This is a genomic window from Bacillus sp. T33-2, assembly GCF_002860205.1.
Classification (GTDB): domain Bacteria; phylum Bacillota; class Bacilli; order Bacillales; family Cytobacillaceae; genus T33-2.
On the sequence record NZ_PGVB01000010.1, the window covers coordinates 307,764 to 331,643 of the forward strand.

The 23,880-nt window shown below is 43.2% G+C and carries 25 protein-coding genes; 11 read left to right on the forward strand and 14 right to left on the reverse strand.

Features of this window, described 5'->3' with window-relative positions; translation table 11 throughout:
- Window positions 1-101: 101 nt before the first annotated feature.
- The 3 genes from CVD19_RS08500 to CVD19_RS08510 all read left to right on the forward strand — a co-directional run bounded on the left by CVD19_RS08500 (window position 102) and on the right by CVD19_RS08510 (window position 2,880).
- On the forward strand, window positions 102-971 hold the full coding sequence (locus CVD19_RS08500) for a metal-dependent hydrolase (RefSeq protein ID WP_101581421.1): 870 nt from the start codon (window positions 102-104) through the stop codon (window positions 969-971).
- 163 nt (window positions 972-1,134) lie between these two features.
- On the forward strand, window positions 1,135-1,821 hold the full coding sequence (locus tag CVD19_RS08505; protein WP_101581422.1) for a CotY/CotZ family spore coat protein: 687 nt from the start codon (window positions 1,135-1,137) through the stop codon (window positions 1,819-1,821).
- A gap of 228 nt (window positions 1,822-2,049) precedes the next feature.
- A complete protein-coding gene (locus tag CVD19_RS08510) occupies window positions 2,050-2,880 on the forward strand; it encodes a CsxC family protein (RefSeq protein WP_101581423.1) in 831 nt (276 codons plus the stop codon).
- Between the two features lie 203 nt (window positions 2,881-3,083).
- On the opposite strand, the gene CVD19_RS08515 is transcribed toward CVD19_RS08510, so the two are convergent.
- The 3 genes from CVD19_RS08515 to CVD19_RS08525 form a co-directional block, all read right to left on the reverse strand.
- Window positions 3,084-4,160 carry a hypothetical protein gene (locus CVD19_RS08515; protein WP_101581424.1) on the reverse strand — a complete coding sequence of 359 codons (1,077 nt, stop codon included), beginning with the start codon at window positions 4,158-4,160 and terminating at the stop codon, window positions 3,084-3,086.
- A gap of 88 nt (window positions 4,161-4,248) precedes the next feature.
- Window positions 4,249-5,121, reverse strand: a complete 873-nt coding sequence (locus CVD19_RS08520; RefSeq protein ID WP_257985062.1) for a CsxC family protein — start codon at window positions 5,119-5,121, stop codon at window positions 4,249-4,251.
- 405 nt (window positions 5,122-5,526) lie between these two features.
- A complete protein-coding gene (locus tag CVD19_RS08525) occupies window positions 5,527-6,354 on the reverse strand; it encodes a CsxC family protein (RefSeq protein ID WP_180953554.1) in 828 nt (275 codons plus the stop codon).
- 199 nt (window positions 6,355-6,553) lie between these two features.
- On the opposite strand from CVD19_RS08525, the gene CVD19_RS08530 reads away from it, so the two are divergent.
- The 4 genes from CVD19_RS08530 to CVD19_RS08545 all read left to right on the forward strand — a co-directional run bounded on the left by CVD19_RS08530 (window position 6,554) and on the right by CVD19_RS08545 (window position 9,088).
- Window positions 6,554-7,744, forward strand: a complete 1,191-nt coding sequence (locus tag CVD19_RS08530) for a ParM/StbA family protein (protein ID WP_101581425.1) — start codon at window positions 6,554-6,556, stop codon at window positions 7,742-7,744.
- A gap of 5 nt (window positions 7,745-7,749) precedes the next feature.
- Entirely contained in the window at window positions 7,750-8,136 is a 387-nt protein-coding gene (locus CVD19_RS08535) for a hypothetical protein (protein ID WP_101581426.1), read from the forward strand.
- Between the two features lie 272 nt (window positions 8,137-8,408).
- On the forward strand, window positions 8,409-8,846 hold the full coding sequence (locus tag CVD19_RS08540) for a YndM family protein (protein ID WP_101581427.1): 438 nt from the start codon (window positions 8,409-8,411) through the stop codon (window positions 8,844-8,846).
- Between the two features lie 56 nt (window positions 8,847-8,902).
- Window positions 8,903-9,088 (forward strand): hypothetical protein, encoded by a 186-nt coding sequence (locus tag CVD19_RS08545; protein WP_101581428.1) that lies wholly within the window; start codon window positions 8,903-8,905, stop codon window positions 9,086-9,088.
- A gap of 79 nt (window positions 9,089-9,167) precedes the next feature.
- On the opposite strand, the gene CVD19_RS25390 is transcribed toward CVD19_RS08545, so the two are convergent.
- From CVD19_RS25390 to CVD19_RS08585, 9 genes are all read right to left on the reverse strand, one after another.
- Window positions 9,168-9,299, reverse strand: a complete 132-nt coding sequence (locus CVD19_RS25390; RefSeq protein ID WP_257985063.1) for a hypothetical protein — start codon at window positions 9,297-9,299, stop codon at window positions 9,168-9,170.
- Window positions 9,300-9,406: 107 nt separating this feature from the next.
- On the reverse strand, window positions 9,407-10,480 hold the full coding sequence (locus tag CVD19_RS25170) for a CAP domain-containing protein (RefSeq protein WP_257985064.1): 1,074 nt from the start codon (window positions 10,478-10,480) through the stop codon (window positions 9,407-9,409).
- A gap of 126 nt (window positions 10,481-10,606) precedes the next feature.
- Window positions 10,607-12,292: an alpha,alpha-phosphotrehalase gene (gene treC / locus CVD19_RS08555; protein ID WP_101581429.1), complete on the reverse strand. Its 1,686-nt coding sequence runs from the start codon at window positions 12,290-12,292 to the stop codon at window positions 10,607-10,609.
- Window positions 12,293-12,375: 83 nt separating this feature from the next.
- The gene (gene treP / locus CVD19_RS08560; RefSeq protein ID WP_101581430.1) at window positions 12,376-13,785 is read right to left on the reverse strand and encodes a PTS system trehalose-specific EIIBC component; all 1,410 of its coding nucleotides are present in this window, start codon (window positions 13,783-13,785) and stop codon (window positions 12,376-12,378) included.
- A 285-nt stretch (window positions 13,786-14,070) separates the two neighbouring features.
- A complete protein-coding gene (locus CVD19_RS08565; protein WP_101581431.1) occupies window positions 14,071-14,940 on the reverse strand; it encodes a carbohydrate ABC transporter permease in 870 nt (289 codons plus the stop codon).
- Window positions 14,937-15,938: a carbohydrate ABC transporter permease gene (locus CVD19_RS08570; protein ID WP_101581432.1), complete on the reverse strand. Its 1,002-nt coding sequence runs from the start codon at window positions 15,936-15,938 to the stop codon at window positions 14,937-14,939. Before CVD19_RS08570 ends, CVD19_RS08565 begins: the two co-directional genes overlap by 4 nt.
- 94 nt (window positions 15,939-16,032) lie before the next feature.
- A complete protein-coding gene (locus CVD19_RS08575; protein ID WP_101581433.1) occupies window positions 16,033-17,328 on the reverse strand; it encodes an ABC transporter substrate-binding protein in 1,296 nt (431 codons plus the stop codon).
- 250 nt (window positions 17,329-17,578) lie between these two features.
- Complete coding sequence (locus CVD19_RS08580; RefSeq protein ID WP_101581434.1) at window positions 17,579-17,704, reverse strand: YjcZ family sporulation protein; 126 nt, start codon at window positions 17,702-17,704, stop codon at window positions 17,579-17,581.
- 32 nt (window positions 17,705-17,736) lie between these two features.
- Window positions 17,737-17,847 (reverse strand): YjcZ family sporulation protein, encoded by a 111-nt coding sequence (locus CVD19_RS08585; RefSeq protein ID WP_101581435.1) that lies wholly within the window; start codon window positions 17,845-17,847, stop codon window positions 17,737-17,739.
- 203 nt (window positions 17,848-18,050) lie between these two features.
- Here CVD19_RS08585 and CVD19_RS08590 point away from each other — a divergent pair, with 203 nt between their 5' ends.
- On the forward strand, window positions 18,051-18,869 hold the full coding sequence (locus tag CVD19_RS08590) for a glycerophosphodiester phosphodiesterase (RefSeq protein WP_101581436.1): 819 nt from the start codon (window positions 18,051-18,053) through the stop codon (window positions 18,867-18,869).
- A 377-nt stretch (window positions 18,870-19,246) separates the two neighbouring features.
- Here the strand turns inward: CVD19_RS08590 and CVD19_RS08595 are convergent, their stop codons facing one another.
- Both CVD19_RS08595 and CVD19_RS08600 read right to left on the reverse strand, forming a co-directional pair.
- On the reverse strand, window positions 19,247-20,713 hold the full coding sequence (locus tag CVD19_RS08595; RefSeq protein ID WP_101581437.1) for a UDP-N-acetylmuramoyl-L-alanyl-D-glutamate--2,6-diaminopimelate ligase: 1,467 nt from the start codon (window positions 20,711-20,713) through the stop codon (window positions 19,247-19,249).
- A 186-nt stretch (window positions 20,714-20,899) separates the two neighbouring features.
- Window positions 20,900-21,628, reverse strand: coding sequence for a protein-glutamine gamma-glutamyltransferase (locus tag CVD19_RS08600; RefSeq protein WP_101581438.1), 729 nt, complete (start codon window positions 21,626-21,628; stop codon window positions 20,900-20,902).
- Between the two features lie 168 nt (window positions 21,629-21,796).
- On the opposite strand from CVD19_RS08600, the gene CVD19_RS08605 reads away from it, so the two are divergent.
- The 3 genes from CVD19_RS08605 to CVD19_RS08615 all read left to right on the forward strand — a co-directional run bounded on the left by CVD19_RS08605 (window position 21,797) and on the right by CVD19_RS08615 (window position 23,850).
- Window positions 21,797-21,931, forward strand: coding sequence for a 3-methyladenine DNA glycosylase (locus CVD19_RS08605; protein ID WP_101581439.1), 135 nt, complete (start codon window positions 21,797-21,799; stop codon window positions 21,929-21,931).
- 180 nt (window positions 21,932-22,111) lie between these two features.
- Window positions 22,112-22,342, forward strand: coding sequence for a hypothetical protein (locus CVD19_RS08610; protein WP_257985065.1), 231 nt, complete (start codon window positions 22,112-22,114; stop codon window positions 22,340-22,342).
- Window positions 22,343-22,620: 278 nt separating this feature from the next.
- A complete protein-coding gene (locus CVD19_RS08615) occupies window positions 22,621-23,850 on the forward strand; it encodes an NAD(P)/FAD-dependent oxidoreductase (RefSeq protein ID WP_101581440.1) in 1,230 nt (409 codons plus the stop codon).
- The last annotated feature ends 30 nt before the right edge of the window (window positions 23,851-23,880 follow it).

The window sequence follows — 23,880 nt, forward strand, 5'->3', positions numbered from 1 at the left end:
TTATAATGCCGGGTTAAAGTTTGCAATCCTGATATTCGAGTAAGGTTTCTTTTTAAATTTGCAGCCGAGGATTATAATGGAAAATGCATGGAGGTGTACTATTGGATACAATAACTCACACATTATTCGGGCTCGCGCTCTATGGCGCCATCGACAAAAAAGATATGCAGAGGCCGGCCCGCAGCGCTTTTTTGTTTACTGCTGTCGGTGCTAGCCAGATACCAGACATCGATGTCGTTTCACAGCTTTGGGACAACGAAGGAATGTACCAGATGTGGCACCGGGGCATCACCCATTCTGTCCTTTTGACTCCTGTCTGGGCACTGCTTTTTTTGTCCTTGTCCTATTTATTTTTCCGGGTAAAAGATAAAAAGCTTTTCTTCCTGGCTTGGATTGCCGTCTTGATCCATGACACGAGTGACCTTTTCAACGCCTGGGGGACTGGATATTTTGAACCGGTATCAAACATCCGGCTTACATTCGGGACTGTCCCTATTATAGACTTTATGGTATGGCTGATTTTAGGTGCCGCTTTTTTGGCTTCCAGAAAAAACAAGCTGAAGGGGACTGTTGCCTATAAAATTGCCTGGTGCCTGATTGCCGTCCATTTCCTCGTTCAAAGCGTACAGGGATGGGTTATTTATGATCAATATAAAAATGAGAAAAACCAGGTTGCACTGTCTGCAGGATTCATCCCCTGGACATATACCGTAATTGAGAAAAAAGAGGATATTGTGACCATTTACCAGGACAATTTGTTTCAAGAGCGGGAAAAACAGTATGAACTGGTTTCAAGCGAGGACGCCAACCTCAACGAGTTGTTTAACAAACGTCCGGAAGCGAAGACCCTTTATCAATGGTCTCCCTTCGTTGTAATCGTGGAAGATGATAAACGGCTTGGTTTATATGACCCGAGGTTTTACCGGGACGGACAGTCTTTTCTGTTTGAATACATCGAAAAAACGCAATAAAGGTCTTATCCCTGGATGTTGTTTGAATTCTAAAGAACACCAAAGCAACCATTCATATATGGCAAACATACATTTATTTACGTCGTGGACTGCTCCCTATACAGAAAATCCATTTCTCCATAGTCTGATAGAAAATAAGCAAGAATAGGAGATGCTTTGACCAATGCTATGTGATAAAAGGGAGCACTTTAATAAAAACCATGATTGGGATGAATGCTTTAAAGAAGAGCACCAATGGGATCATGAGGGTAAAGATGAAGAGGATCATGAAGACTGTTGTAAAAAGGAACATCACTCCTTAGACTGCTCCAACAAAGATCACGATGGTGACTGCGATGACAAAAAAGAATGTTCTAAAGGGGAAAATTGCGTTTGCCACAAGGTAAGGGAAATTGCGGAGGCTCAGCACAAAGTAAAAAAGGACGATAGCTGCGATACAAGCTGCGACCAATCTATTAAAAAATTGCTCGAGACACGCAAGCCATCTGGACTGGATACTGTACCATTTAAGTTGTTGTGCGGATGTGAAAAGGATTGTGGCCGTTCCTTTGCCGGAAAAGGAGTTGTAAAAATTGATGGCTGCCTCTTCGAAATCGATTCTCCTTATTTCCGGGTAAAGAAATTCGTTAAAGATTGTAACTGCTGTGCTATTTTGGAATTATTATGCCCGATTCATTGTAATTGCTGTCCTGGAATTAAAGGGTTCCTACGGACAGGAGCATGTTTTGAAGCAGACCTCAGTAAATTTGCTGGCATCACTTGTTTCCCTGCTGTTAAGACCGAAACCCGGCAAGATTCCAAAACATTCATCAAATGCATCAAAAAGATAAAAAAAGACAGTGTTAAATAATTCACCGTTATGGAAAACTCCTGTTCATTTTTAGTGTATGAATCGGAGTTTTTTATGTTCTCAAAGAGACAGAATACCAAAAATAGTGCAAATGTCTACAGACACCAGTCCATACAAATGCATTTTTGAGACATATACAATAGTAAGTCAAAAGAGAGAAGCAAAATTAACCATGGGTAGGTTAATGCTTCGGATTGCTTTTGATAACCATAAAAAGGAGTGAAATGTATGAAAAAAAATACGTGCGGCTGCAATGATAAGCATGGATGCCCTGATTTGCCTTCATGTGATAAGGCCGATACAAAGCATGTGGACTGTTTCCACGATGAATTTCCACCAAAGTTTTTTGCTGATAAAGTACCAGTTATCGATGTTGCAGTCCCTCTTTCTGAAGTTTGTCTAGAAGCTGACGTCGAAGCAAAAATACACCTCCCAACGCCTGCTAGGGAAATCAAGCATATTCGGAAGAATGTCAGCCTCAAACAGTGTAAAGTTATTCCTTCGACTTTACACCCTAAGCATTTCGTAAAGGTGTTTATCACCGGGGTTGTGCACAAAAATATTCAATACGTGGAACACTGCAGTGGCGTACTGAAAGACCATAGCGTGGATGTTCATTTCAACTGCCACCGAACCATTAAGCTGTTCAGTCCCGTACAGTTCCCAGTCGATGACATGGAATTTAGCATTAAAAATACCGTGTTGGAAAGAAGAGAGCTTGATAAAGATGGACATGGCGCAGACAGATGCTCCTCCGGCTCCCTTACTTTTGAACTTTTCAACGAACCAATTGAATGTAAGCTTATTGCCGCGGCGGTTAAAGAAATAGATATTTTAAAGAATTTTGACACATGGGGACGATTTGACACAATTATTGAGAAGATGGAAGTCCTAATGCTGTTTAAGATATGGCAGAAACAGCAAGTGAAAAAAGTCGGGTTCCATCACTATCCGCCACATGGTTATGAAGGTGGCGAACATGAAGGCCATGACGACTATGACGACGATCATGGACCATCTGCCCGTGACATTTTCAAGGGAGCTCTTAAAAAGTACTGATCATAAAAAAAGCGGAAGCGCCTCGATCAGCCCCGACAGGCATAAGACGAATCATGCAGGAATCCCGATTTCTGCAGTGATTTGGCTTATGACCCGAGGGGCTAAGCGCTGTAGCTAGACATTTATCAAAGCAAACAGGACTAATATAGGGTGTCTCTTAGCCGAGACACCCTTGTTTATTTGATCACTCGATAGTGCGGGGTTTAAATTAAATTCAGATTCACATATTGAGGCTGAAGGATATCAAACAGCAATTGTGCGCTCCCTTGAAGTGAAAATGTTGGAGTCACTTCATTTAAAAGGAGACCATCATTCCAAATGCATTTAAATCCGCGAAAATTATATTCAAGTTCATGGACAAAGTGCTCTTCATATACTTCATGATAAATTAACGCATCGTCAGATTGGAACATAAACTCTTCCCGACTCGTGCTTGGCATTTCAGGAAAAGACAGCCAATCGACACTCTGCACTTTTTGCCATGGAATTTTTATTGTTGCAGCATGAATGGTATGTGTCTGACAATTTACAAACTCGATATCAACAACAAGCAGCCCATTGACAAAGAACATTGTTGATGGCAGGACCACCCTGGAATCCAAAACCTGAAAATTCCATTCAGTTTTAGTGATACACGACATGTCTGATAATAAATCATACGAATCAAAAATATCAAGGTCTATTATCACGGTTGCCAGCAATACAGGCAGTTTAATGACTGGGAGGAGCTTCTTCTTTATGATTTTCGGCGGTCCTTCTCGTTCCAGGATCACAATGTCAGACGCGCTTTCACTATCCTTCAAATCGTGGTCTTCTAGCGTGCTGGCCTCCTTCACGTCGTCGCCTTCCGGATAACTAGCCTCCTTTACGTCCTGATCTTCTGGCTCATTTGTTTCCTCTTCTTCCTCTTCACATATTTCATCAGTGTTATCCTTATCTTTATCTGCAGGCTCCGTATGATGAAAGCACTTCTTTTTTTTACCTCCCTGTAATTTGGCAGCTTTTCCCCAATAATAATTGTCCTCTTCCAAGGTCTCATCAACAGCGGCAGCATCATCTTCTGTTTCAATGGATGAAAAGACACTCTTGTCATTATGCTCTTCAATTAATGGTATAGACTCTCGAGAAGCAAACTCTCTAGCTGATTCAAATTCTTGTTTTTCTTTCATCCGGTGGCTATTAACCTTTGGAGGGGGCAAAATTAACGGAGCAGAGGCTTTTCGGCTGAATGGTTTTGCACTTGAGGAAACAATCCTTCCATTTTGTTGCATTCCTTCCACTTCCCTCCTCCTGTAAAATCTATACAATAGGAATTGGGACTATACCATTATGTTAATAGTATAATCCCTGTTCCATCATGCTATTAAATCAATCACATTCATCATACTCGCCGTGATTCTTGTGATGGTCGTGGTCATCATAGCATTCGTCGTAGCCATGGTGGCCGTCATGGCCATGGTGGCCGTCATGGCCATGATAATCATCATGGTCATTGGTTGCAGAAGAAACTCTCAGTTGCTGATTTTGAAGTACTTTTACAGTAAAATCAACGACCATTTTTTCTTCAATTTTAGTGAAATAACCTTCTTCAATTGGGGCAGAGTTCGGAAGAGGCATTCTGTCGATTGCTTCATCCCACTCAATAATTTTGCTCGAAATTAATTCACAGAAAGGCAGTTCATTATAGAACTGAGCGCTTTCTTGATGGAACTGGGACAGGTCGCTAGTCAGCAGCTCATCTTTTTCAGGGAAACCGGATGGCAATGGCTTCGAAACGAAGAAATCAAATTCCCTGCGTTTGTTGATTTCCGGCATCACCGGCTTTGTAATAAATTTCTTGACTTCTGTCACCAGCTGAAACGGAATGTCAGTTGTAAATGAATGCAAATCGGAAGCTATCGTTGACTTTGTGCTTTCCTGGATATCGAGGCTGGGGCTTGCGTACTGGATATTTTTTCTGACAAAGCCTTTGATGAACAATTTGTTGGATGGCAGAAGCAAGCGGCATTGGGTTAGTTTCAATCTCTTCTTAATATCCTTGATTTCTAACACCGGCTCCGGAAAGTGAATGATGGTATCGAGATTAACCTGAAGGGTCAGCTCCGCCAAAACAACAGGAACCTTTGTGATGATCTTTCCAATGGAAACATGAGGGTGTTGATGATGAACCGCTGTACTATCGACATGGTGTATTTTCGTTTTATGCTCATGATCTTTTTTATAGTTGTGTGAATCAGACATTTACGCTCCTCCTTAGAGTAAAGATAATTCATCCTATTCGGTACAGATGACTATGTATGGGTATTCGCCCGTGGGCATTCGCCTATTTTTAGGATACATGCCCACGAAACCCTTGATAAAACGCAAACGATGCCATTTATCTTCTATTAGTACGGATAGTACGGAATTTTTATTATTTGTTAATCGGGAGCAACCAGAATGAATATTTGCTTTTTTTAATAAGGACAATGGACACATGTCAAATAAGGCAAAAACGGAATATGTATAGGAGAGAAAGAGTTTTTCCAGAAATGAAATGTTCCATTAATTATGTGGCACTTGCGCTAAACAGCAGTAAAGCTTGCCACAAGAAAAAGCATTATCATGATTCCCGGTGGAGTCACATGACAATGCTATGGTTAATACTTAGTCATTATCGCATGGCAACAATTTACCAATTGGAATTTGTTGATTTTGCAGTACTCTAATCGTAAACTGCAGTGACATTTTTTCAACTACAGTATAGAATGTCCCCTCGAAAGTATCATGTTCATGCTTCTTGCGGTCAATTGCTTCATCCCATTCAGTGATATTGTGTGATACTAACTCACAGAATGGCAGGTGGTTGTAGAACTGTGAGCTCACTTGATGGAATTGGGATAGGTCGCTGGATAGAAGCTGGTCCTTTTCTGGAAAGCCGTGTCCCAAATCCTGTGCTCTAAAGAAATCAAATTCTGTGCGTGGACTCACTCTTGGAAATTCAGGCTCTATGATAAATTCACCTAATGGAATTGTGGTGGTACAGTGAAAAGGTATATTCACTGTCAGGGACCGCAGATCGGAAGCTACACATTTGCCTGATGGATGATGGCATGGGGTTGCATATTGTATATTTTTACGTACAAATCCTTTTAAAAACAACGGTACAAGAAAATCATCTTCCGGGGGATATTGATCCGGTGCCAGGGCAGGAAGCATCAGTGAGCACTGAACGATTTGCACCCGTTTTTTAATATCCTTGATTTCGAGCACAGGATCCGGAAAGTGGATTTCAGCAACTAGATTGGTAGTTACTCTTCTTTCAGCTAAAACTGCGGGAGCACTTATAGTTAAATGCCGGGTAATATCAGCTGTATAAGGTCTTACCCGTACACTTTCACATTCCCCAATGTTCGCGGAAACATCTACATCAACACAATTGCGTTTATGCGTGGGATGATGATCATGATGATCGTGGTGATGATCATTTGTCATTTTTTTATTTCCTCCTTTATATTCAGGTTACAGTGTTATCCTATGCTGTCGAAAGCTTTAAGCATGGTCAAATGAATCAGTATAATCGTGGATTTTTGAGCGTTTTTACTACATGCAAAGGTTGTTTGTCATAAAGATTGATAGGTACTTGCACCAAATGGCTTCCTTTGTGCATAGGATTCTACAGGAGGAGGATACGATGAACAGACACAACTTTTTTGCCGTTGATATCGGGAACAGCTGGTACAAAGTACTGGCTTCTGACAACGGGGCAATAAGTGAATATAAAATGCCCAATGCGATTGCATTGTTTGACGAAGAATTTTATGAAAAGCCCTACGATGAAGAAGATGTGGTCCTCGAAGACAATCTCATTGTGGAGGTAAAGAGCCAGGCGATCGTAGACAAGCGGGAAATTTACTATGCAGGCAAGTCAGCGGCAAGGCAAATGAATGTCAGCCTGACATCCTTTAATAACCAAAAAGCGGATGAAGAACGCACTTACATTCTTCTCTTTGGAATCGCTGCGTATCATGCTGCTTTTGTAAATGTCGATGATCTTGATATATATTATGAAATCGACCAGCTTGCGGTATCGCTGCCTACGACCCAGTATAAAGAGAAAAAAGAACAGTTAAAGCAGCGGCTGATGGGAACCCATTCAGTAACGATCCATAAGGTCCCTGGACTCCCGGAACCTAAAGAACTTGTCGTAAAACTCATTATAAAAGATGTAATAGTCGGAGCAGAGGGCGCCTGTGCCTACCTGGGCTTGACACGTGACCAGCAAACGTTGGGAATAAAGGACGATGAACTAGTCAAAGAATCACGCAGAGGGATTATCATTGGCGACCTCGGGGGAGATTCAGTCGATTTTGTCGGCATTAAAAATAATAAACCAGTCGCCTCGGTTGAGGGTGCAACATTCGGAATTAATCTGTTTCTCGACAATATCATCAGGAAAATCAGCAAAAGTGAACTTTATACGTTTGATTCGAGATCCGAGCTGGAGGAAAAATTGTTTGCAGGCCAATCAGAATGGTATGTCGAACCATACGCTGGCGTGAAAAAGGACATTAGCAAGTATGTCAATCCCCAATTAAGGTCAATGGCAATTAAATTCCTTGAACACTTCGACAGGGTCCGAAGCAGTTCAAACGAAGTAAAAGGGGCGAGACGGTATATCGCTGTCGGTGGAGCAGCAAAGCTTGCCCAGCGGCATATCCAGGAAGCTGCGGTAAAATGGGCCGAAAAAGGGCGCCCTATCGAATTAATGTTTCCTGAGGACATGGAGAAGCTGAATGTTCTGGGGCTTCTGGTTTTAGCGAAAATGAATCACTTAAAGAAACAATATGAGAATTCCACTGATTTAGTTTCAATTAAGGGATGATTGATATGTCTGACACGACCAAAACCTACACCGATTTTATCAATAAAACCGCAATAACTGTGCCTGATCGGTTCATAGATGTAAAAACAGGCAACTCCCTTTCTGTATCGCCGAAAATCCAAGAACAGATTGAATACCACACCAACAACAACACACTTGTTCATCTGCTCCTTTCTGCACTCAATCACTATTTTCACAAGCCAGTTCCAGTCCCAAAAGGCGCCCCGCAAGACGTATTGCAAGAGCTCTCTGAAATTAGAAGAATGCTGCAGCAGGGATATATTCCACTGGGTCCAGCCCCTAAACCTTCCCGCATTAAAGAGGGCCGGAAGGAACCCAAAGCTGTGGATTTGCTAGAGGTGAAAGATGTTTTGGAAGCATTCGGTGGGTGATAGGGATTACAAAAGATAAACGAGGGTGTACTCTTTAACGGGTCCACCTTCGTTATGTTTGCAGGACGTTGTAAATATTTCTTTATGCTTAATTTAAAGTGGAGCTTTTTGTATATCCACCGTTCATGTGATGGCAAAAGATTACCTCCATATTTTGATAATAATCTTTGGGGAATTTATCTTGTGCAGTAATAGCCATAAAAAAAATGTTTCTTCCATGTATGAATTTCCATATTTTACTTTACACTAATTGGAAAAAGGAGGTTCATACTATGAGACTAATAACCATCTTGGCAATAAAATTCATAATCTGCACCCTGGCTTTTGCTATTGGCCTTGATCTGTTTTTTGATGCAAGCGCAAGCGATATCATTTCGTTCAGTCTGTTTATCACCATTATTTCTTATGTAGTCAGTGACAGGATGATTTTACCTCGACTCGGCAATATAAATACTGCTGTTATAGATTTCCTGTTAGTGTACATGGCAGTGTGGATATTTGGTGACATCCTGTTCGAGAGTTATTTGCAATTGGCCTGGGGCAGCATCGTGACGGCCAGTTTATTTGCAGGTGCTGAACTGGCCATTCACCGTTACTTGATCCGTGAAACCATGAACGACACCGGCGGGCAGCAGCAAACAGGCTTTAACCGAAATCTTGCCTACGGCATGGAAATGGCTGAGGAACAAGACCCACGCGATAAAAAGTGATGTTCACCTGGTAAAAACGATTGTTAACTGGGCAAATTAACATTGGAGGTGAAACCATGCCAGAGAAAAAGATAAACATCCCCAACGTCAGCCTGGGTGGAAAATTGCCGAAGGACAAAGGCGAGGGAGATTCCAGGCCGGTAAGCAGGGTCAACGGGACCGTTCCAGCCAGAATTCTGACAACAGGTGAGGCACTGTCAAATGGATTGACTGTAAAAAACACAGCCTTGTGTACTCCTTAAGTCTGAAATTGAAAAAGGTGCAGCATTTTCCCCAAAAAGATTTGAACCCCTGGTGTGTACAGGGGTTCCTCATCCATTGCTATTGTTTCCGTTTGGATGGTCCGGCAAATGACTGAAACTGACTCATCAATTTCTCGCGTGAATTTTTATTTCTAAGTAAATATGCAGTTCCAAGGGCCAGGGTGGTCATCATCAAGCCTTTTCTTTTCATTTGTTGTTACCTCCTCATCGTATCTTGGTGTCTACATATAAGAGGTTCCCTCGTGAACGCAACAATAAACCTGAAAGAAACCGGCATATAATACCGGTTTCTGCTATTTAACGGCCAATGAACATTTGTGTCCAGTAATTTCCGTTTTCGTTATGGCCTACGCCAATATGGGTGAAACTTGGATTGAGGATATTTTTCCTGTGCCCTTCACTGTTCATCCAGGCGTTTACGACTTCATCCGCGCTGCGTTGTCCCATCGCAATGTTTTCACCAGCGGCCCTGTAAGTAACTCCGAAGTCCCTCATCATGTCAAAAGGAGATCCATAAGTTGGGCTTGTGTGGGAGAAGTATTTTTTTGACTGCATATCATTTGATTTGGCCTGTGCGACACTGCTCAATTGGTTGTCGGCAACGAGGTCACGCAGCCCATTATTTCTTCGCTGAATATTTGTCAATTCAACGACCCTCGCTTCAAACTGGGAGATCCCATTGCCAGGCTGGTTGGCATTTACTGTTCTTTGTTCCTGGCCACCCTGCTGTTGGCCACCTTGCTGGCCACCCTGCTGTTGGCCGCCTTGCTGGCCACCCTGCTGTTGGCCGCCTTGCTGGCCACCCTGCTGTTGGCCGCCCTGTTGTTGGCCACCCTGCTGTTGGCCTCCCTGCTGTTGGCCTCCCTGCTGTTGGCCGCCTTGCTGTTGGCCGCCCTGCTGTTGGCCGCCCTGCTGGCCAGGCGTGTAATATTCCAGCCGGCCCTTTTTATTCGTCCTTGTATGAGGGTAGTTCGTGCTTGGTGTCGAAGTGCTGAATGAATTCGGCTCTACTGTTATGCAGCCGTTCTGCAATTGCAGTATATCGGCATTTGGGGCATTTTTGCGATTTTGATTTTGCTGGCCACGATTATTTCTACCGTCTCTGTCTCCCATGCCAATAAACGCGTCGTTTCTGTTATCATTATTTCCAAGATCCCGCCTGTCAACATCGAAAGCATCGTTATTTCTGCCGTTGCCAGCGTCTAACGCACCGTTTCTGTTGTTCCCATTGTCATTGTCACCAATATCCATTATCCGGTTATTGCGGTTGTCCCTTGCAGCTTCATTGCCATTATTATCGTTATTACATGCAGCCAAAGAGAACACTGTAATGGCTGTCAGCAGCACTTTTCCGTATTTCAAACCTTTCACTGTCATTTCCTCCTTAAACATTGGTTTTACCTTCTTATGATGTGAAGAATTAATAAAACTATAGATGGTAAAATCGTGAGGAAATGTCCTTTATTGGATAAAAAAAACGGCGGAATTCCGCCGCCGTCATTTTGTCAAACGATATACAATTGATTCATAAGGTCTTAATGAAACCTTTTTAAAGCCTGTTTGGGAGTCTTTATAATTGGACAAAAGGATTTCTTCCGTATAACCTTCAGTGTCAACGGAATCCGGAAGTGTAAACTCGGCAGCTTTGCCATAAAAGTTGTTGACGACCAGAAGCTTTTCGTTTTCCGCATTTCTGATATAAGCAAAAATCTCAGGATGCTCATCCAGTATCAGTTCATAATTCCCATGTGTAACGATGTCGTACTTTTTGCGAAGGTCAATCAGTTTTTTATAATGATAAAACACTGAATCCTTATCATCCAAAGCTTTATCTACATTTAATTCTTCATAGTTAGGAGCAACGTTGATCCATGGTGTGCCCTCAGTGAACCCTGCATGCTTTTCGCTGTTCCATTGCACAGGGGTACGGGAATTGTCACGGGATTTGCTTTTCAAAATTTCGAGTATTTCTTCTTCCGGCATTCCTTCTGCCCGCTTAAGGTCAAAAATGTTCAGAGACTCAACATCCCGATAGTCCTCAATCTTATCGAAATATGGATTGGTCATCCCAATTTCTTCCCCCTGGTAAATATAAGGGGTTCCCTGCATCATATGGATTGTGGTTGCCAGCATTTTCGCAGATTCCGTGCGGTATTTCCCATCATTTCCATACCTGGATACGATCCGCGGCTGGTCATGGTTGCACCAGAACAGGGCATTCCATCCACCGCCCTCGTTCATTTCCGACTGCCATAAAGACAGAATCCGTTTCAACCCAATAAAGTCAAAATCAACGAGCGTCCATTTATCTCCACCCTTATAATCTACTTTAAGATGGTGGAAGTTAAATGTCATGCTTAATTCATTCCGATGAGGATTCGAGTATTTAATGCAGTTTTCAATCGTGGTTGACGACATTTCCCCAACTGTCATCGCATTGTGCTTCGAGAACACTTCCCGGTTCATCTCCTGGAGGAATTCATGGATGCGAGGGCCGTCGGTATAAAATTTCCTGCCGTCACCCGGAGGTACGCTTCCATCATCATCCGGAAAACGCTGGTCCTTTGAAATCAGGTTGATAACATCAAGCCTGAAACCGTCGACTCCTTTTTCAAACCAGAAATGCATCATTTCGTAAACTTCTTTTCTCAAGTCTTCGTTTTCCCAATTCAAATCGGCCTGTGTGACATCAAACAAATGCAGGTAATAATCTTTTGTCCCTTTATTGAATTCCCAGGCAGATCCACCGAATTTGGATTCCCAGTTGGTCGGAGCGCTGCCGTCCTGCTTGGGCTCTTTCCATATATAGTAGTCCCTGTAGCGGCTGTCCCGTGATTTCCTTGCCTCTTTAAACCATTCATGCTCGGTTGATGAATGGTTCACGACGATATCCATGATAATTTTGATGCCACGCTCATGGGCTTGTTCCAACAGCTGGTCAAAATCCTCCATTGTCCCATATTCTTCATGAATTTTGAAATAATTGCTGATGTCATACCCGTTATCGCGCTGCGGCGATTCATATACCGGTGTAAGCCAGATTACGTCCACACCCAGTTCCTTTAAGTAATCCAGCTTGCTGATGATTCCGGGAAGGTCGCCTACTCCGTTTCCGGTTGTATCATAAAAGCTCTTTGGATAAATTTGATAGACGACTGATTTTTTCCACCACGGTTCATTCATGTTGAAGTACCCCCTCTATTAACATTACACGCAGCATTGAAACACACGAATACCATGGGAAGCTGATGTCCCATGGCCTATATTCATTTTTTGACTTTCGCTAAAATTGCCGTCAGCACGAACGGGATAACCAGCGCGATGGCTATAGCGATGAAAAAAACTCCCCAAAACTCTGTCAAAATAGAAAGGAAAGCTGGCAATCCGCCAACACCGACTGATGGTGCAATTACGCCATAAAGTGAAACCAAAACACCTGCTGCAGCTGATCCGGCCATTGCGGCTATGAACGGATACCTGTACCGGAGGTTGACTCCGAACATGGCAGGTTCGGTGATCCCAAGCCAGGCCGAAATGGATGAAGTAAGCGCCAGCCCTTTCAGCTTGTCGTTATGCCTGTTCACGAACATCATTGCAAAGGCTGCAGAGCCTTGGGCAATATTTGACAGCGCGACCATCGGCCACAGAAACGTGCCGCCAGTCGTTCCGATTAACTGTAGGTCGACAGCAAGGAACGTATGGTGCATGCCAGTGATAACCAATGGTGCATATAAAGCCCCGTAAATCAGGCCGCCAATGGCTGGAACAGCGTCAAAAATACCAACTACTGCATCTGTAATCACATTGCCGATAGCAAACGTAACTGGACCGATGACAATGAATGACAAGAAACCAGTGACAAGCAGGGCGATTGGCGCAACAGTCAACAGCTGGAATCCTTCAGCAATCCGCTTTTTGAGAAATAATTCTATTTTTGCAAGAACAAAGGAAGCTAACAGCACGGGCAATACTTGTCCCTGATACCCGACCTTTTCCACATTAAGCCCGAATAGATTCCAGGAAGGCACATTCCCCTCCTGCTGGGCCGCTCCGTAACCCCAGGCGTTCATCAAATCCGGATGCACCAGCATCAATCCGAGGACGATCCCCAGCAGCGGGCTCCCCCCGAACCTGTTCACGGCACCCCAGCCAATCAATCCGGGCAGGAAAACGAATGCAGTGTTAGCAATCAAATTGATGATGCTGGCAAAATCAGCCCAGCTAGTGTAAACATCTACAAGCGCCCTGCCTTCGAAAAAAATGTCCTTGCCTGTCAGGATGTTATTAATGCCCATTAACAAGCCGGCCGTGACGATCGCCGGAAGTATTGGGATAAAGATGTCACCAAGGGTTTTGACCGCACGCTGGAACGGGTTTAATTTCTGTGCCGCAGCATCTTTTATTTCCTGCTTGGATGCATGCCCAATGCCTGTCATTTCGACCATTTGGTTGTACACTTTATCAACTGTACCCTGTCCTATGACAACCTGATACTGGCCGTTGGAAGAAAATGTGCCTTTGACGAGGTCAATATTTTCAAGTTTTTCTTTATCTGCTTTCCCTTCATCTTTTAAAGCAAACCGAAGCCTCGTCACACAGTGAGTCGCTGCAGCAATATTTTCCTTGCCGCCGACACCCTCAATAATCTGCTCAACAGATTTTTTATCGACGCCCATACTATCTCCTCCTGATACCGTTTCCATAGAACAGTACATTTACAATGCCGATATTTAACGCGTATACTTGCGATATAGTATTGGACATTTTATTCAGGATTATCCAGTATGTACAATCAAACTGCCGCAATAAAACTATAACATGTATATACATGTTATCGACGTTTACAATTTTACCTTCCAGCGAAAGTTAAAGTCAACAATTAACTATGAGTGAATGGAATCCGGCCTTGTTTTTTCTCCACTAGACAAAAAAAAGGATGCCACAGTAGCATCCTTTTTAGATCACCCTTTTGATCCAGAGTTGAGGTTGTTTCCTTCTATAAAATACTTTTGAAAAAAGAAGAATATGAGCATAACTGGGAGAAGGACAGTCACAGACATTGACATTAGATAATGCCATTGCGTCTGAACGGTTCCTTTAAAAGTCTGCAGGCCGATTTGCAGTGTGTATAATGCCTCATCATTGATATACAATAATGGGCCAAGCAGATCATTCCACGCCCCATTGAATGCGAGTATCGCAACCGTAATCAGTGCAGGCTTCGTCAAAGGAAGCATAATATGCCACCAAATCTGCAAATGATTCGCTCCATCAAGACGGGCGGCTTCCAAAAGTTCGTTTGGGATTCCCATCATGAACTGCCTCAGCAAGAAGATGTAGAAGGCACTTCCCAAAAAGGTTGGAACGATCAATGGCAAAAACGTATTCAGCCAGCCAAGCTTCGAATACAGAATATATTGCGGAACCATGGTGACAAACCCTGGTATCAGCATCGTGGCAAGCACAATGACAAATAGTACATTGCGTCCTTTAAACTTGATTTTGGCAAATGCATAAGCAACAAGTGCGTTGACCAGTACACTGCCAACCGTTGCGCACACCGAAATGAACAGCGTATTCAATGTCCATCGTGTAAATGGCGCAGTTTGCCACGCTTCAATGTAATTAGAGAAGTTGAATTCCTTCGGGAAAAACGTAGGCGGATATTGGGCAATTTCCTGGGGTGTCTTTAAGGAAGTTGAAATCATCCACCATAATGGAAGCAAAATCAGAATACTGCCTGATAACAATATGATTGTGACAACGGCCTTTTTCACATTTTCTTTAAACCGCTTTGTCTCATAAAATCTTGGTGCAGCAGCAGCCCTCATTTTTCATCTCCCCCTTCATAGTGCACCCAGCGTTTGCCCACCTTCAAATTGACAACTGTAAGTGCCATGACAATGATGAACAGTATCCACGCCATCCCGGATGCATACCCCATATCGAAGATTTCAAACGCATTGTTCCACATATGCAAATTATAAAACAGCAACGAGTTTGAAGGGCCGCCATCGCCGTTTTCTGTCATGACATATGCCTCCTGAAAAATTTGAAACGAATAAATCGTGCTCGTAATCACATCAAAGAAAATGACTGGCGAAATCATCGGCAAGGTGATCCGGTAAAACTTTTGCCAGGAACTCGCACCATCCAGCTCTGCCGCCTCATACATTTCTTTGGAAACTCCCTGCATGCTGGCCAGATAAAGGAGCATCCCACTGCCAACTGTCCAGAGTTTCATCAGGATGAGTGCCGGCTTGGTCCAACCTGGATCGAATAACCATGATGGCCCTTCAATGCCAACCCATCCCAATACCGTATTCACAAGTCCTGTAGACGGGCTCAGCAGCTGCATCCAAAGGAAGTAGACCGCTACCCCAGACATTACGGCCGGCAGGTAGTAAATCGTGCGAAAATACTTCATCCCTTTAACTTTCTGGTTTAACAGGACAGCAAGAAGAACTGCGCCGGCTGTTGTCAAAGGCACTGAAAACACAACATAATACAGTGTATTGATGAGCGATGTTATAAACAGGTCGTCCACCGTGAACATCCGCTTATAGTTTTCAAACCCGATAAAATTCATTTTGGAGGTAATATTATAATCAGTAAAACTGGCAACTAAAGAAAATGCCAGCGGGCCAAAGGTCAGTCCAAGGAAACCTATGATCCATGGGCTGATAAACAGGTAGCCGGCCAGATTGTCTTTTGCCTTTCGGCTTAAACGGCGCCGAGCTTGTTGGACTGCAGCCGGGTACTTCTTAGCCTCCGGTTCAATAAGATCTTTTTTATCTGTTTGAGTAATCGTTGTTTCATACGGATTCATTCTCCCCAGCCTTCCTCTAAAAAAAAATTAATTATGGAAAGAGAGAAGGTCGCCGCCTTCTCTCTGTTGATCATCACTTATTCTTTTTATCCGTCTATTTCCGTTTGATTTTCTCCACGTCTTTTTCCGCTCTCTCCAGTGCTTTTTCAGGAGAGATTTTCCCGAGCAGTGCATTTTCTATTTGCGGGTTGATCCGGTTATGATAATCCGGGTATTCAAGCGGAACAGGGTAAAGATTAGTAGTCTCAAGATTTTTGACTGAAGCTTCATAGACATATCTGGCGTCGCCATCAAGCTCATTGATTGTTGCTTCCGCTGCTGCCTTGTTGGCAACATTGTCATAGTTTTTCATGGCCCAGTATTTTTGTGCTTCAGGCCCAGTCAAATATTTTATGAATTCCATTGCTTCTTCAGGATGTTCGGCCCCTTTTGGAATTTCGGCTACAAACCCGCCTCCTTCTGCATAATGGCCGGAGCCCTCTTTATATGACGGGATGGGTGCAACACCAAACTCCAGGTCTTTGCCATAATCCCTGATTTGCGTATAGAATGTACCAATGTCTACCCACATTGCCACTTTTTCAGCGATGAAGGGATTTGCCTGTTCACTGCCGAATTCAGCCTGGAAAGCCTGGACTGTATTTGCACCGAGGCGCTCCTTCCAGCCATGTACCCACTTCAGTGCTTCAAGCTTGTCCGGTGTGTTGATTGCCAATTGGCCATCCTCGATATAACCTTTGCCATCATCGGCGTTTGTCATCCAGGCGCCGGCACCAGCGCTTCCCCATAATGGATAAAACCCGATCCGTTCATAGTTGCTGCCGTTCTTCACGTCAAGCTTTTTCGCATATTCCTCAAGCTCTGCCCATGTTTTCGGCGGCTTTTCCGGATCCAGCCCTGCTTCCCTGAATGCCTTTTTATTGAAGTACAGCAGGCGGGTGTCAGTATTGAAAGGGACAGCATAAGGCTTGTCCTTGTGAACTACCGTTGCCCACAGGTGAGGATAAAATTGGTTTTCAAATGAATCATCGATGTATTTGCTTAAATCTTCAACTTGCTCATTTTCTGCCCTTTGGGCAACAGTGTTGATATCGTTTATGATGACATCCGCAGGGTTGCCGGCAGCAACCGATGCAAGATTTTTCGTCCAGATGTCACCGAAGGGCAAAAATGTATGTTTAACAGTGATCTTGTCCTGTGATTTATTGAAGTCGTCAATAATTTTTTCAATGATCGGCCTTCTGGTTTCCGACCCCCAGAATGACCAGAAATTAACTATTACTCTGCCGTCCTTTGTTTTTTCTGCCTGTGCATCTTTTTCCCCTGAACAGCCTGCAAGGGAGCCAAGAAGCAAAATGGCGGCGAAGATGATTAAAATTCCCCTTTTCAATTGTTTTTCCTCCCCGAAAATAGCTTTTATTTTTCTAGCGCCACAAAACATAGATACCCGCCGCTTCGGGAAGCTAAACAGTTTTCTGTCATATTTGTAAAAAATATGTCGTAAGCCCCAAAAAATAAACGATTTCTGTCGGAGTTTTTGGATATTTGTCGTACCATTGAAACAAACAACCCTCCCCTGCTCTCGTTCCCCATATCCATAAAAAAATGCTTGAGGATCCCCCTCAAGCATCTTCAATTGATTAACGATAACAAGCACAGCCGACAATGATCAGAAGGATGAACAGGACAACGATCAGGACAAAGCCGTGTCCGTAACCCCAGCCTCCATAGCCGCCCCCGTAACCATAACCATATCCATAACGCATTCAAAGACCTCCCTTATGCACGAGTTGGATGATCAATAAAATCCTCCGTAACCCCAGGATGCCCCAATAATGATTAGCAGGATGAACAACACTACAAGCAGGGCGAAACCTCCGCCGTATCCGAATCCGCCTCCATCAGCCATCTTAACAACCTCCTTTTTGAATGTCACTATATCCTATTCAAAGCGGGTCTTATGTGGAATTAAACAGCTGAAAAAAATGCGCCCATTGTATCGCTGGCTTTATACTTTCAAGTATAATAAAAACCGATTATCAGTCTTATTCGCTGCAAGGTGATCAGGATAACTTTTTTTATTATAAACACTGAACAGATAGGGGTATAACTTTGAGATTTTTACTGAAGGCGAATGTTTTTTTAACTTCGTTCCTGGCTTTATTGCATCGTTTAGAAAAAGTCCTGAATATTATAGGTGGAGGAAGAAACAAGCCGGTTCTCATCGGGCACAGAGGGGCTGCCGGATACTGTCCGGAGAATACGATGGTTTCTTTTGAGAAAGCGATTGAAATGAACGCAGACATGCTTGAGTTTGACGTGCAGGAAACCCGTGATGGTGTACTGGTGGTCATCCACGACCCAACGGTTGACAGAACGACAAACGGAAAGGGCAAGGTAAGGGGCTTTAGTTTCCAGGAGCTTCAGCAGCTGGATGCGGGCAGCTGGTTTTCAACAGAATTTGCAGGGGCAAAGATTCCTTCTTTTAACGAAGTGCTGGAGCGATATGGCGGCAAAGTGAAGTTATTGATTGAATTGAAGAAGCCTTCCCTGTATCCGGGAATAGAAGAAAAGGTGGCAGATGAACTGGTCAAACGGGGTCTCCACCAACCAAACGGCATGGTCATCGTTCAGTCATTTGACAGTAAATCGATGAAAAGATTTAAAGAAATGGTGCCATCCATACCTGTGGGTGTGCTTGTGAGGCATGATCCCCGCGGAATATCGAACCGAAAGATTAAGGCTCTTTCAAGTTTCGCATCTTATTTAAATCCAAAAATAACAATGGCGAACAAGAGCCTTGTAAAAAGGATCCACGGCCACGGCCTTAAAACAATCACCTGGACAGTGAGGGATGAGCATACAGCAAAAACGATTAACCGGCTTGGCTTTGATGGAATCGCAACCGATTATTTGGATTACTTCGAATAGAAGTTTCGGGACATATGAGCTGTTTCCATGTCGGACTTTGTACGGGATGAGCACCTCAAACGTATAATGTTTTATACATTATATAAGGAGGATAGCTTTATGGCAGATCAAATCTCCCTTTGCTCACCACGTCAATTAAATCTATACCGGGACACCCCCATTTTTTAATTACTATTTTACTAGTCTTGTACATGATATATGCTTGCCCTGGACATGGCGTGTTCGGGACTCTCTCCGGTTAGCCCGATGTGCTGCCAAGAGCACTAAAAGGGCCGCCCAATGGCGGCCTTATTGTACTTCATTTGTTCTATACTAAGCAATAGCCTTGCTTTGCCAGCAGCCAGTTCTTTTCTTAAGCTGCGATCGTTTCCACATTTTTAAATTACTTGTTCTTTAGCTATCATTTTTTTCAAATACAAAAGTGCCTCCATATCTGTCGATACTGGCAAATGAAATTTCTCATTGTATTTTTCAGGACCTTTTCCTGTTATTAATACCCAGTCCCCTTCACGGGCATTTTCCCAGGCATTTTGGATAGCCAGTGTCCTGTCCGGTATTACAAAGCCTTTCTCACCGCCAAACAATCTGTTCAATTCGTGCAACTCCGACAGCATCTCCTCTTCAGGCACCCCATTTAAATCATCGAATGTGAGCACGAAATCGTCACTCATTGAAGCGGAAACCTTTACCATATGCTCCCTTTTTGATTCATCCCTCGCGCCGCGGAATCCGTAAATATGGGTTATCCTTCTGGCATTATGCTCTTTTGCTGCCTGCAAACAGTATTCAATGGCGTCCTGGGTGTGTGCATAATCAACAATGAAGGTGGCGCCGCTAGGATGGGCAACCATTTCAAATCGTCCCGGTACTCCAGGAAATGTTTCCAGACCCTTGACTATAAATTCGGGTTCAATTCCCAACTCCAGTGCCGCCAGGAAGGCAAGTCCCGCATTATATACATTATGCAGGCCAGGGCAAGGAAAAGTGATTCCATACTCGACTTCCTTCGACTTCAAAGTAAACTCGGTAACGCCGTCCAGCCTGATATTTTCGATCTGCAGGTCACATTCGTCACCATAGCCCATAGTCAGGTGTGTAATGGACTGCTCGTTTAATTTTGCTGCCAGTTTTTCTCCCCATGGATTAACCAGGCTCACTATGCCTTTTCCACCCTTTTTCAGGTATGAAAACATTTCGCATTTAACGTGAAAATAATCATCCATATTATCGTGGTAGTCCAGGTGATCATGGGACAGGTTCGTGAAGAGTCCAAAATCCAGCTCAAGTCCAACAACACGGGATTGCTTCAATGCATGGGAAGAAACCTCAAGGACGACAAATTCGTCATTGCTTCTGGCGACGAGCTCCTGCAATTGCAGTGCATCCGGAGTTGTGTTTGTTGGAAGGTACTGCTCTTTATTAATAATATAAGACACAGTCCCAAGCAATGAGCATGTCCTGCCAGCTGTCTCAAGAATATGTTTGAGGATATAAGACACTGTCGTCTTACCGTTAGTTCCGGTAACACCCACAACTATATGGTTCCTGGAAGGATATCCATAAAAAGCACTCGCTATTTTTCCCAGCGCAAACCTGCTGTCCTTGACCTGTACGTATGGGACACTTAATTGAAGTTGTTGTTCTCCAATAACTGCTGCTGCCCCATTATCAATTGCTTCCTGGATAAAATGATGGCCATCGCTTTCAAATCCAGAAATGGCTACGAATAAATCCCCATCAGTTATTTTCCTTGAATCCATTTTAATCCCCTGGATCTCGGGGTTGTGCATCAAATTATAGTCTGTACAGCCTTTCATGCAATCAAGCAGCGTGGTTAATCTCATTCAGAACTCCCTCTTTAAACAGTTGAATGCTTCTGGGTCGCACTCAAAATTTATATATTTAGTCTCCTTTTATATTCCCCCTATAAATAAAACTATTCTTGTAAAATATTTCTTGATTAAAAATGAGCAAAAAGCAGCAGAAAAGGCTGATTCTTAAAGATCAGCCTTTTTCTAATATCTGTATTTTCACCTTGAAAACTGGTAAAGATATTTAACATTGAGCCTACTGTGCTGTTTTAACATATATGCAGATCTCGTGGCTCCCTCTTTTCTCCTGGTGTTTAACGATTCGATCATTTGTTCAGCACTGCCTACTCCAATTCCATGGCCGAAATAAAGGCCCTTTCCTACATAAACGGCGTTTTCACCAATCCATATAGGGAGCCTGTAATCCGGATTAGCAAAATACACCACGTCTCCGGGGATAAATTCGTCGCCCCGCTGGGTAATGATTGCAAGATCGGGATCATAATTCCAGTTCCACACGAGCAGCCTGCCAAATAAAAAATTAAAGGCATCCCGACGGATTGAATCCAGCACCGCTTTATAATAAATGACCACAATTGCCGTGGTGCATTCGAATCCATACTTTTTCCCATTTGTGAAAATGTCATTAACCGCGTCAGCAGGCTGGGCAAAAGGCTTTAACAAATACCCGAACTCGGTTCGCATCCAGTATTGCGGATTAAAAGCTGAATACTTGAAGGATGTAAAGGCTGCTCCGCTGTCCTTTAATTTTATGGATGCTTTAATAATATTTTCCCTGAGAAAAAGTTCAAAAAGCAGCTCCCCGTCAGTGTAATAATGAAACAGAAACCGGCTGTTCTTCAACCCCTCATAAATTTCCTTCTGGATGCCCCCCAGGCTCGCCAGCTTTTGTTGATTGGACGGTGTGGCTACAGTAACCCTGATCATGTCTTACCTCCCTAAAAAGTCGAAATAAAATAGACGGCTCTATAAAAACTATATGTTCATATTGCACGTCTTGCGCTGAATTAATGGGCAGTGGGAATCACTTATGGTTTTAGCAGTGGAAATAAGGGTAACGTTAAATATACTTACGGCAAGGAGGAGTCGATCATCATGAATGATAAAAAACAAGCATCCAAAAATGATTCACTGGAACAGGAGAAGAAAAAACAGCAAAACCAGGATATCGATCCCCAGAGGGAGCCAGAAAAGCCCAAGCATAGCGTGGACAGCAACCGTTACTCATAAATTCTATGTAAACTGAATAAAAATTCCTGCAGCAACAACGTTTTATTCGCAGATTTACGAATAGCCGAATATTTATTTGAGGATTAGCCGGACGGTCATTTACCGGCCGGCTTTTTATACATTTTTATGAGTGTCAGGAAGACCACCGGGAAAACAAGCAAAAAGAAAAGAGGTGCCGATGTGGAAAAGCAGAAACAAGAGGCAAAAATCAAGGGAAACATGGATAATCCGGAGCAATATAAAACAAATAAGGCAAGCCTGCATGATATGTATGAAAGTGAATTAACCGTGGACCCGATTCCCCTTGAGGATTTAAGGGAAGAGCAGCAGGAAGAAAAAGATGGTGAGCATACAAAGGAAAATTCTTCCACCGAGAAAAAATATAATGTCGATTATGATAACGATTTATAACCTTTTGTGCATGCCTGACCCAATCGGCATGCTGTTATTTTTATATATAATATTTCGAAATCGTTTCCATGAATATTTGTCATATTTTTGTAAAGTATAAGCATGTTATCTACTTGTAACCTTATTCTATATATCGTAACCTAGAAGTATAGCAGATATTTGAAATACTTCACAAGTTATAGGGCGAAGCGGCTCTAATTTTTTTTCGCAAAGCATGTGAATATTTTCACACATATTCGTAGTTATAAAATACTTTTTTCATGAAAGAAGGAATAAAAATGAGTAAACCAAAGGTTGTCATTCTTGGAGCAGGTTACGGCGGGCTAATCACCAGCAGGTCTCTGGAAAAATTACTGAAAAACGGAGAAGCTGAGGTCACCTTAATTAACAAGCACGATTACCATTATATTTCCACCCAACTGCATAAGACCGGTGCAGGCACGGCCTCCGACGAAAAAATAACCCTGCATATTCCGGATCTGCTGCGCACGAACAAAATCCAATTTAAAAAAGATACTGTCGGTTCTGTCGATTTCAATAACCAGCGTGTAATGCTCGAGTCAGGAGACTCGGTTGAATATGACTACTTATTATTGTCTCTCGGCTTCGAGGTTGATACTTTTGGCATACCAGGAGTAGAGGAAAATGCTTTTAAAATCCGCAGCTTCAGAAGCACTAAGGCAATTTACAACCATATTTTGAGGCAGTTTGCCGCATACCAGGAAGACAGGGACCCTTCCCGTCTGACTTTCGCCGTCGCTGGGGGAGGTTTTACCGGAATTGAAATGGTCGGTGAGCTTGTCGAAGCTGTCCCGGAATTATGCAAAACATATGGCATCCCGGTGGAAGAAACAAAGATTGTCAATATTGAAGCCTTTGACTCTTTGCTCCCGGGCTTTGACCAGAAGTTGATCGACTTTACAACCAAATACATCGATAAATATGGCGTTCAGGTGTTAACTTCAACGAAAATTCTTGAATGTACTCCTGAATCGATCAAGCTTGATAATGGCACAGTACTTCCTGCAAGGACATTGATCTGGTCTGGCGGTGTAAGGGGGAATCGCATCCTCGAAAAAATGGGGCTTCCAACAACAAGGGGCCGAGTCCCAGTTGATAAAACCTTGCGGGTAGAAGGAATGCAAAATGTATTCTGTATTGGAGATGCCGCCTATTTCCCTAAGGATGATAAGTCCCCTCTTCCTCCAACCGCACAGGTGGCTATCCAGCAAGCCCAGGTTTGCGGGCCAAACATTGTAGCAGCGATTCGCGGGGAGAGCCTGAAAACCTTTGAATACCATCACAAAGGAACAGTTGCTTCCATAGGCAACAAGGCAGCCGTCGGAAAAATCGGCAGCATCACGATAAGCGGACTGTTTGCAGCCTTTATGAAACAAGTAATAGAAGCGAGATACCTTTTCGTTCTCGGCGGCCCATCCCTTGTATTGAAGCAGTTGTTTAAAACAAAGAAACCGCAACCAAAAGTGGCGGTATCAAACCAAAAATAATCATTTATGCCGGTCTTAGGACCGGCTTTT

Bases quoted from the DNA above. Each gene is read 5' to 3' on its own strand.
- CVD19_RS08535 (WP_101581426.1), top strand. From the start codon at position 7,750: ATGTCTGACACGACCAAAACCTACACCGATTTTATCAATAAAACCGCA.
- CVD19_RS08595 (WP_101581437.1), bottom strand. From the start codon at position 20,713: ATGAGATTAACCACGCTGCTTGATTGCATGAAAGGCTGTACAGACTAT.
- CVD19_RS08505 (WP_101581422.1), top strand. From the start codon at position 1,135: ATGCTATGTGATAAAAGGGAGCACTTTAATAAAAACCATGATTGGGAT.
- CVD19_RS08520 (WP_257985062.1), bottom strand. From the start codon at position 5,121: ATGTCTGATTCACACAACTATAAAAAAGATCATGAGCATAAAACGAAA.
- CVD19_RS08565 (WP_101581431.1), bottom strand. From the start codon at position 14,940: ATGAGGGCTGCTGCTGCACCAAGATTTTATGAGACAAAGCGGTTTAAA.
- CVD19_RS08545 (WP_101581428.1), top strand. From the start codon at position 8,903: ATGCCAGAGAAAAAGATAAACATCCCCAACGTCAGCCTGGGTGGAAAA.
- CVD19_RS08600 (WP_101581438.1), bottom strand. From the start codon at position 21,628: ATGATCAGGGTTACTGTAGCCACACCGTCCAATCAACAAAAGCTGGCG.
- treC (WP_101581429.1), bottom strand. From the start codon at position 12,292: ATGAATGAACCGTGGTGGAAAAAATCAGTCGTCTATCAAATTTATCCA.
- CVD19_RS08580 (WP_101581434.1), bottom strand. From the start codon at position 17,704: ATGCGTTATGGATATGGTTATGGTTACGGGGGCGGCTATGGAGGCTGG.
- CVD19_RS08615 (WP_101581440.1), top strand. From the start codon at position 22,621: ATGAGTAAACCAAAGGTTGTCATTCTTGGAGCAGGTTACGGCGGGCTA.
- CVD19_RS25390 (WP_257985063.1), bottom strand. From the start codon at position 9,299: ATGAAAAGAAAAGGCTTGATGATGACCACCCTGGCCCTTGGAACTGCA.
- CVD19_RS08525 (WP_180953554.1), bottom strand. From the start codon at position 6,354: ATGACAAATGATCATCACCACGATCATCATGATCATCATCCCACGCAT.
- CVD19_RS08570 (WP_101581432.1), bottom strand. From the start codon at position 15,938: ATGAATCCGTATGAAACAACGATTACTCAAACAGATAAAAAAGATCTT.
- treP (WP_101581430.1), bottom strand. From the start codon at position 13,785: ATGGGCGTCGATAAAAAATCTGTTGAGCAGATTATTGAGGGTGTCGGC.
- CVD19_RS08540 (WP_101581427.1), top strand. From the start codon at position 8,409: ATGAGACTAATAACCATCTTGGCAATAAAATTCATAATCTGCACCCTG.
- CVD19_RS08530 (WP_101581425.1), top strand. From the start codon at position 6,554: ATGAACAGACACAACTTTTTTGCCGTTGATATCGGGAACAGCTGGTAC.
- CVD19_RS08585 (WP_101581435.1), bottom strand. From the start codon at position 17,847: ATGGCTGATGGAGGCGGATTCGGATACGGCGGAGGTTTCGCCCTGCTT.
- CVD19_RS08510 (WP_101581423.1), top strand. From the start codon at position 2,050: ATGAAAAAAAATACGTGCGGCTGCAATGATAAGCATGGATGCCCTGAT.
- CVD19_RS08605 (WP_101581439.1), top strand. From the start codon at position 21,797: ATGAATGATAAAAAACAAGCATCCAAAAATGATTCACTGGAACAGGAG.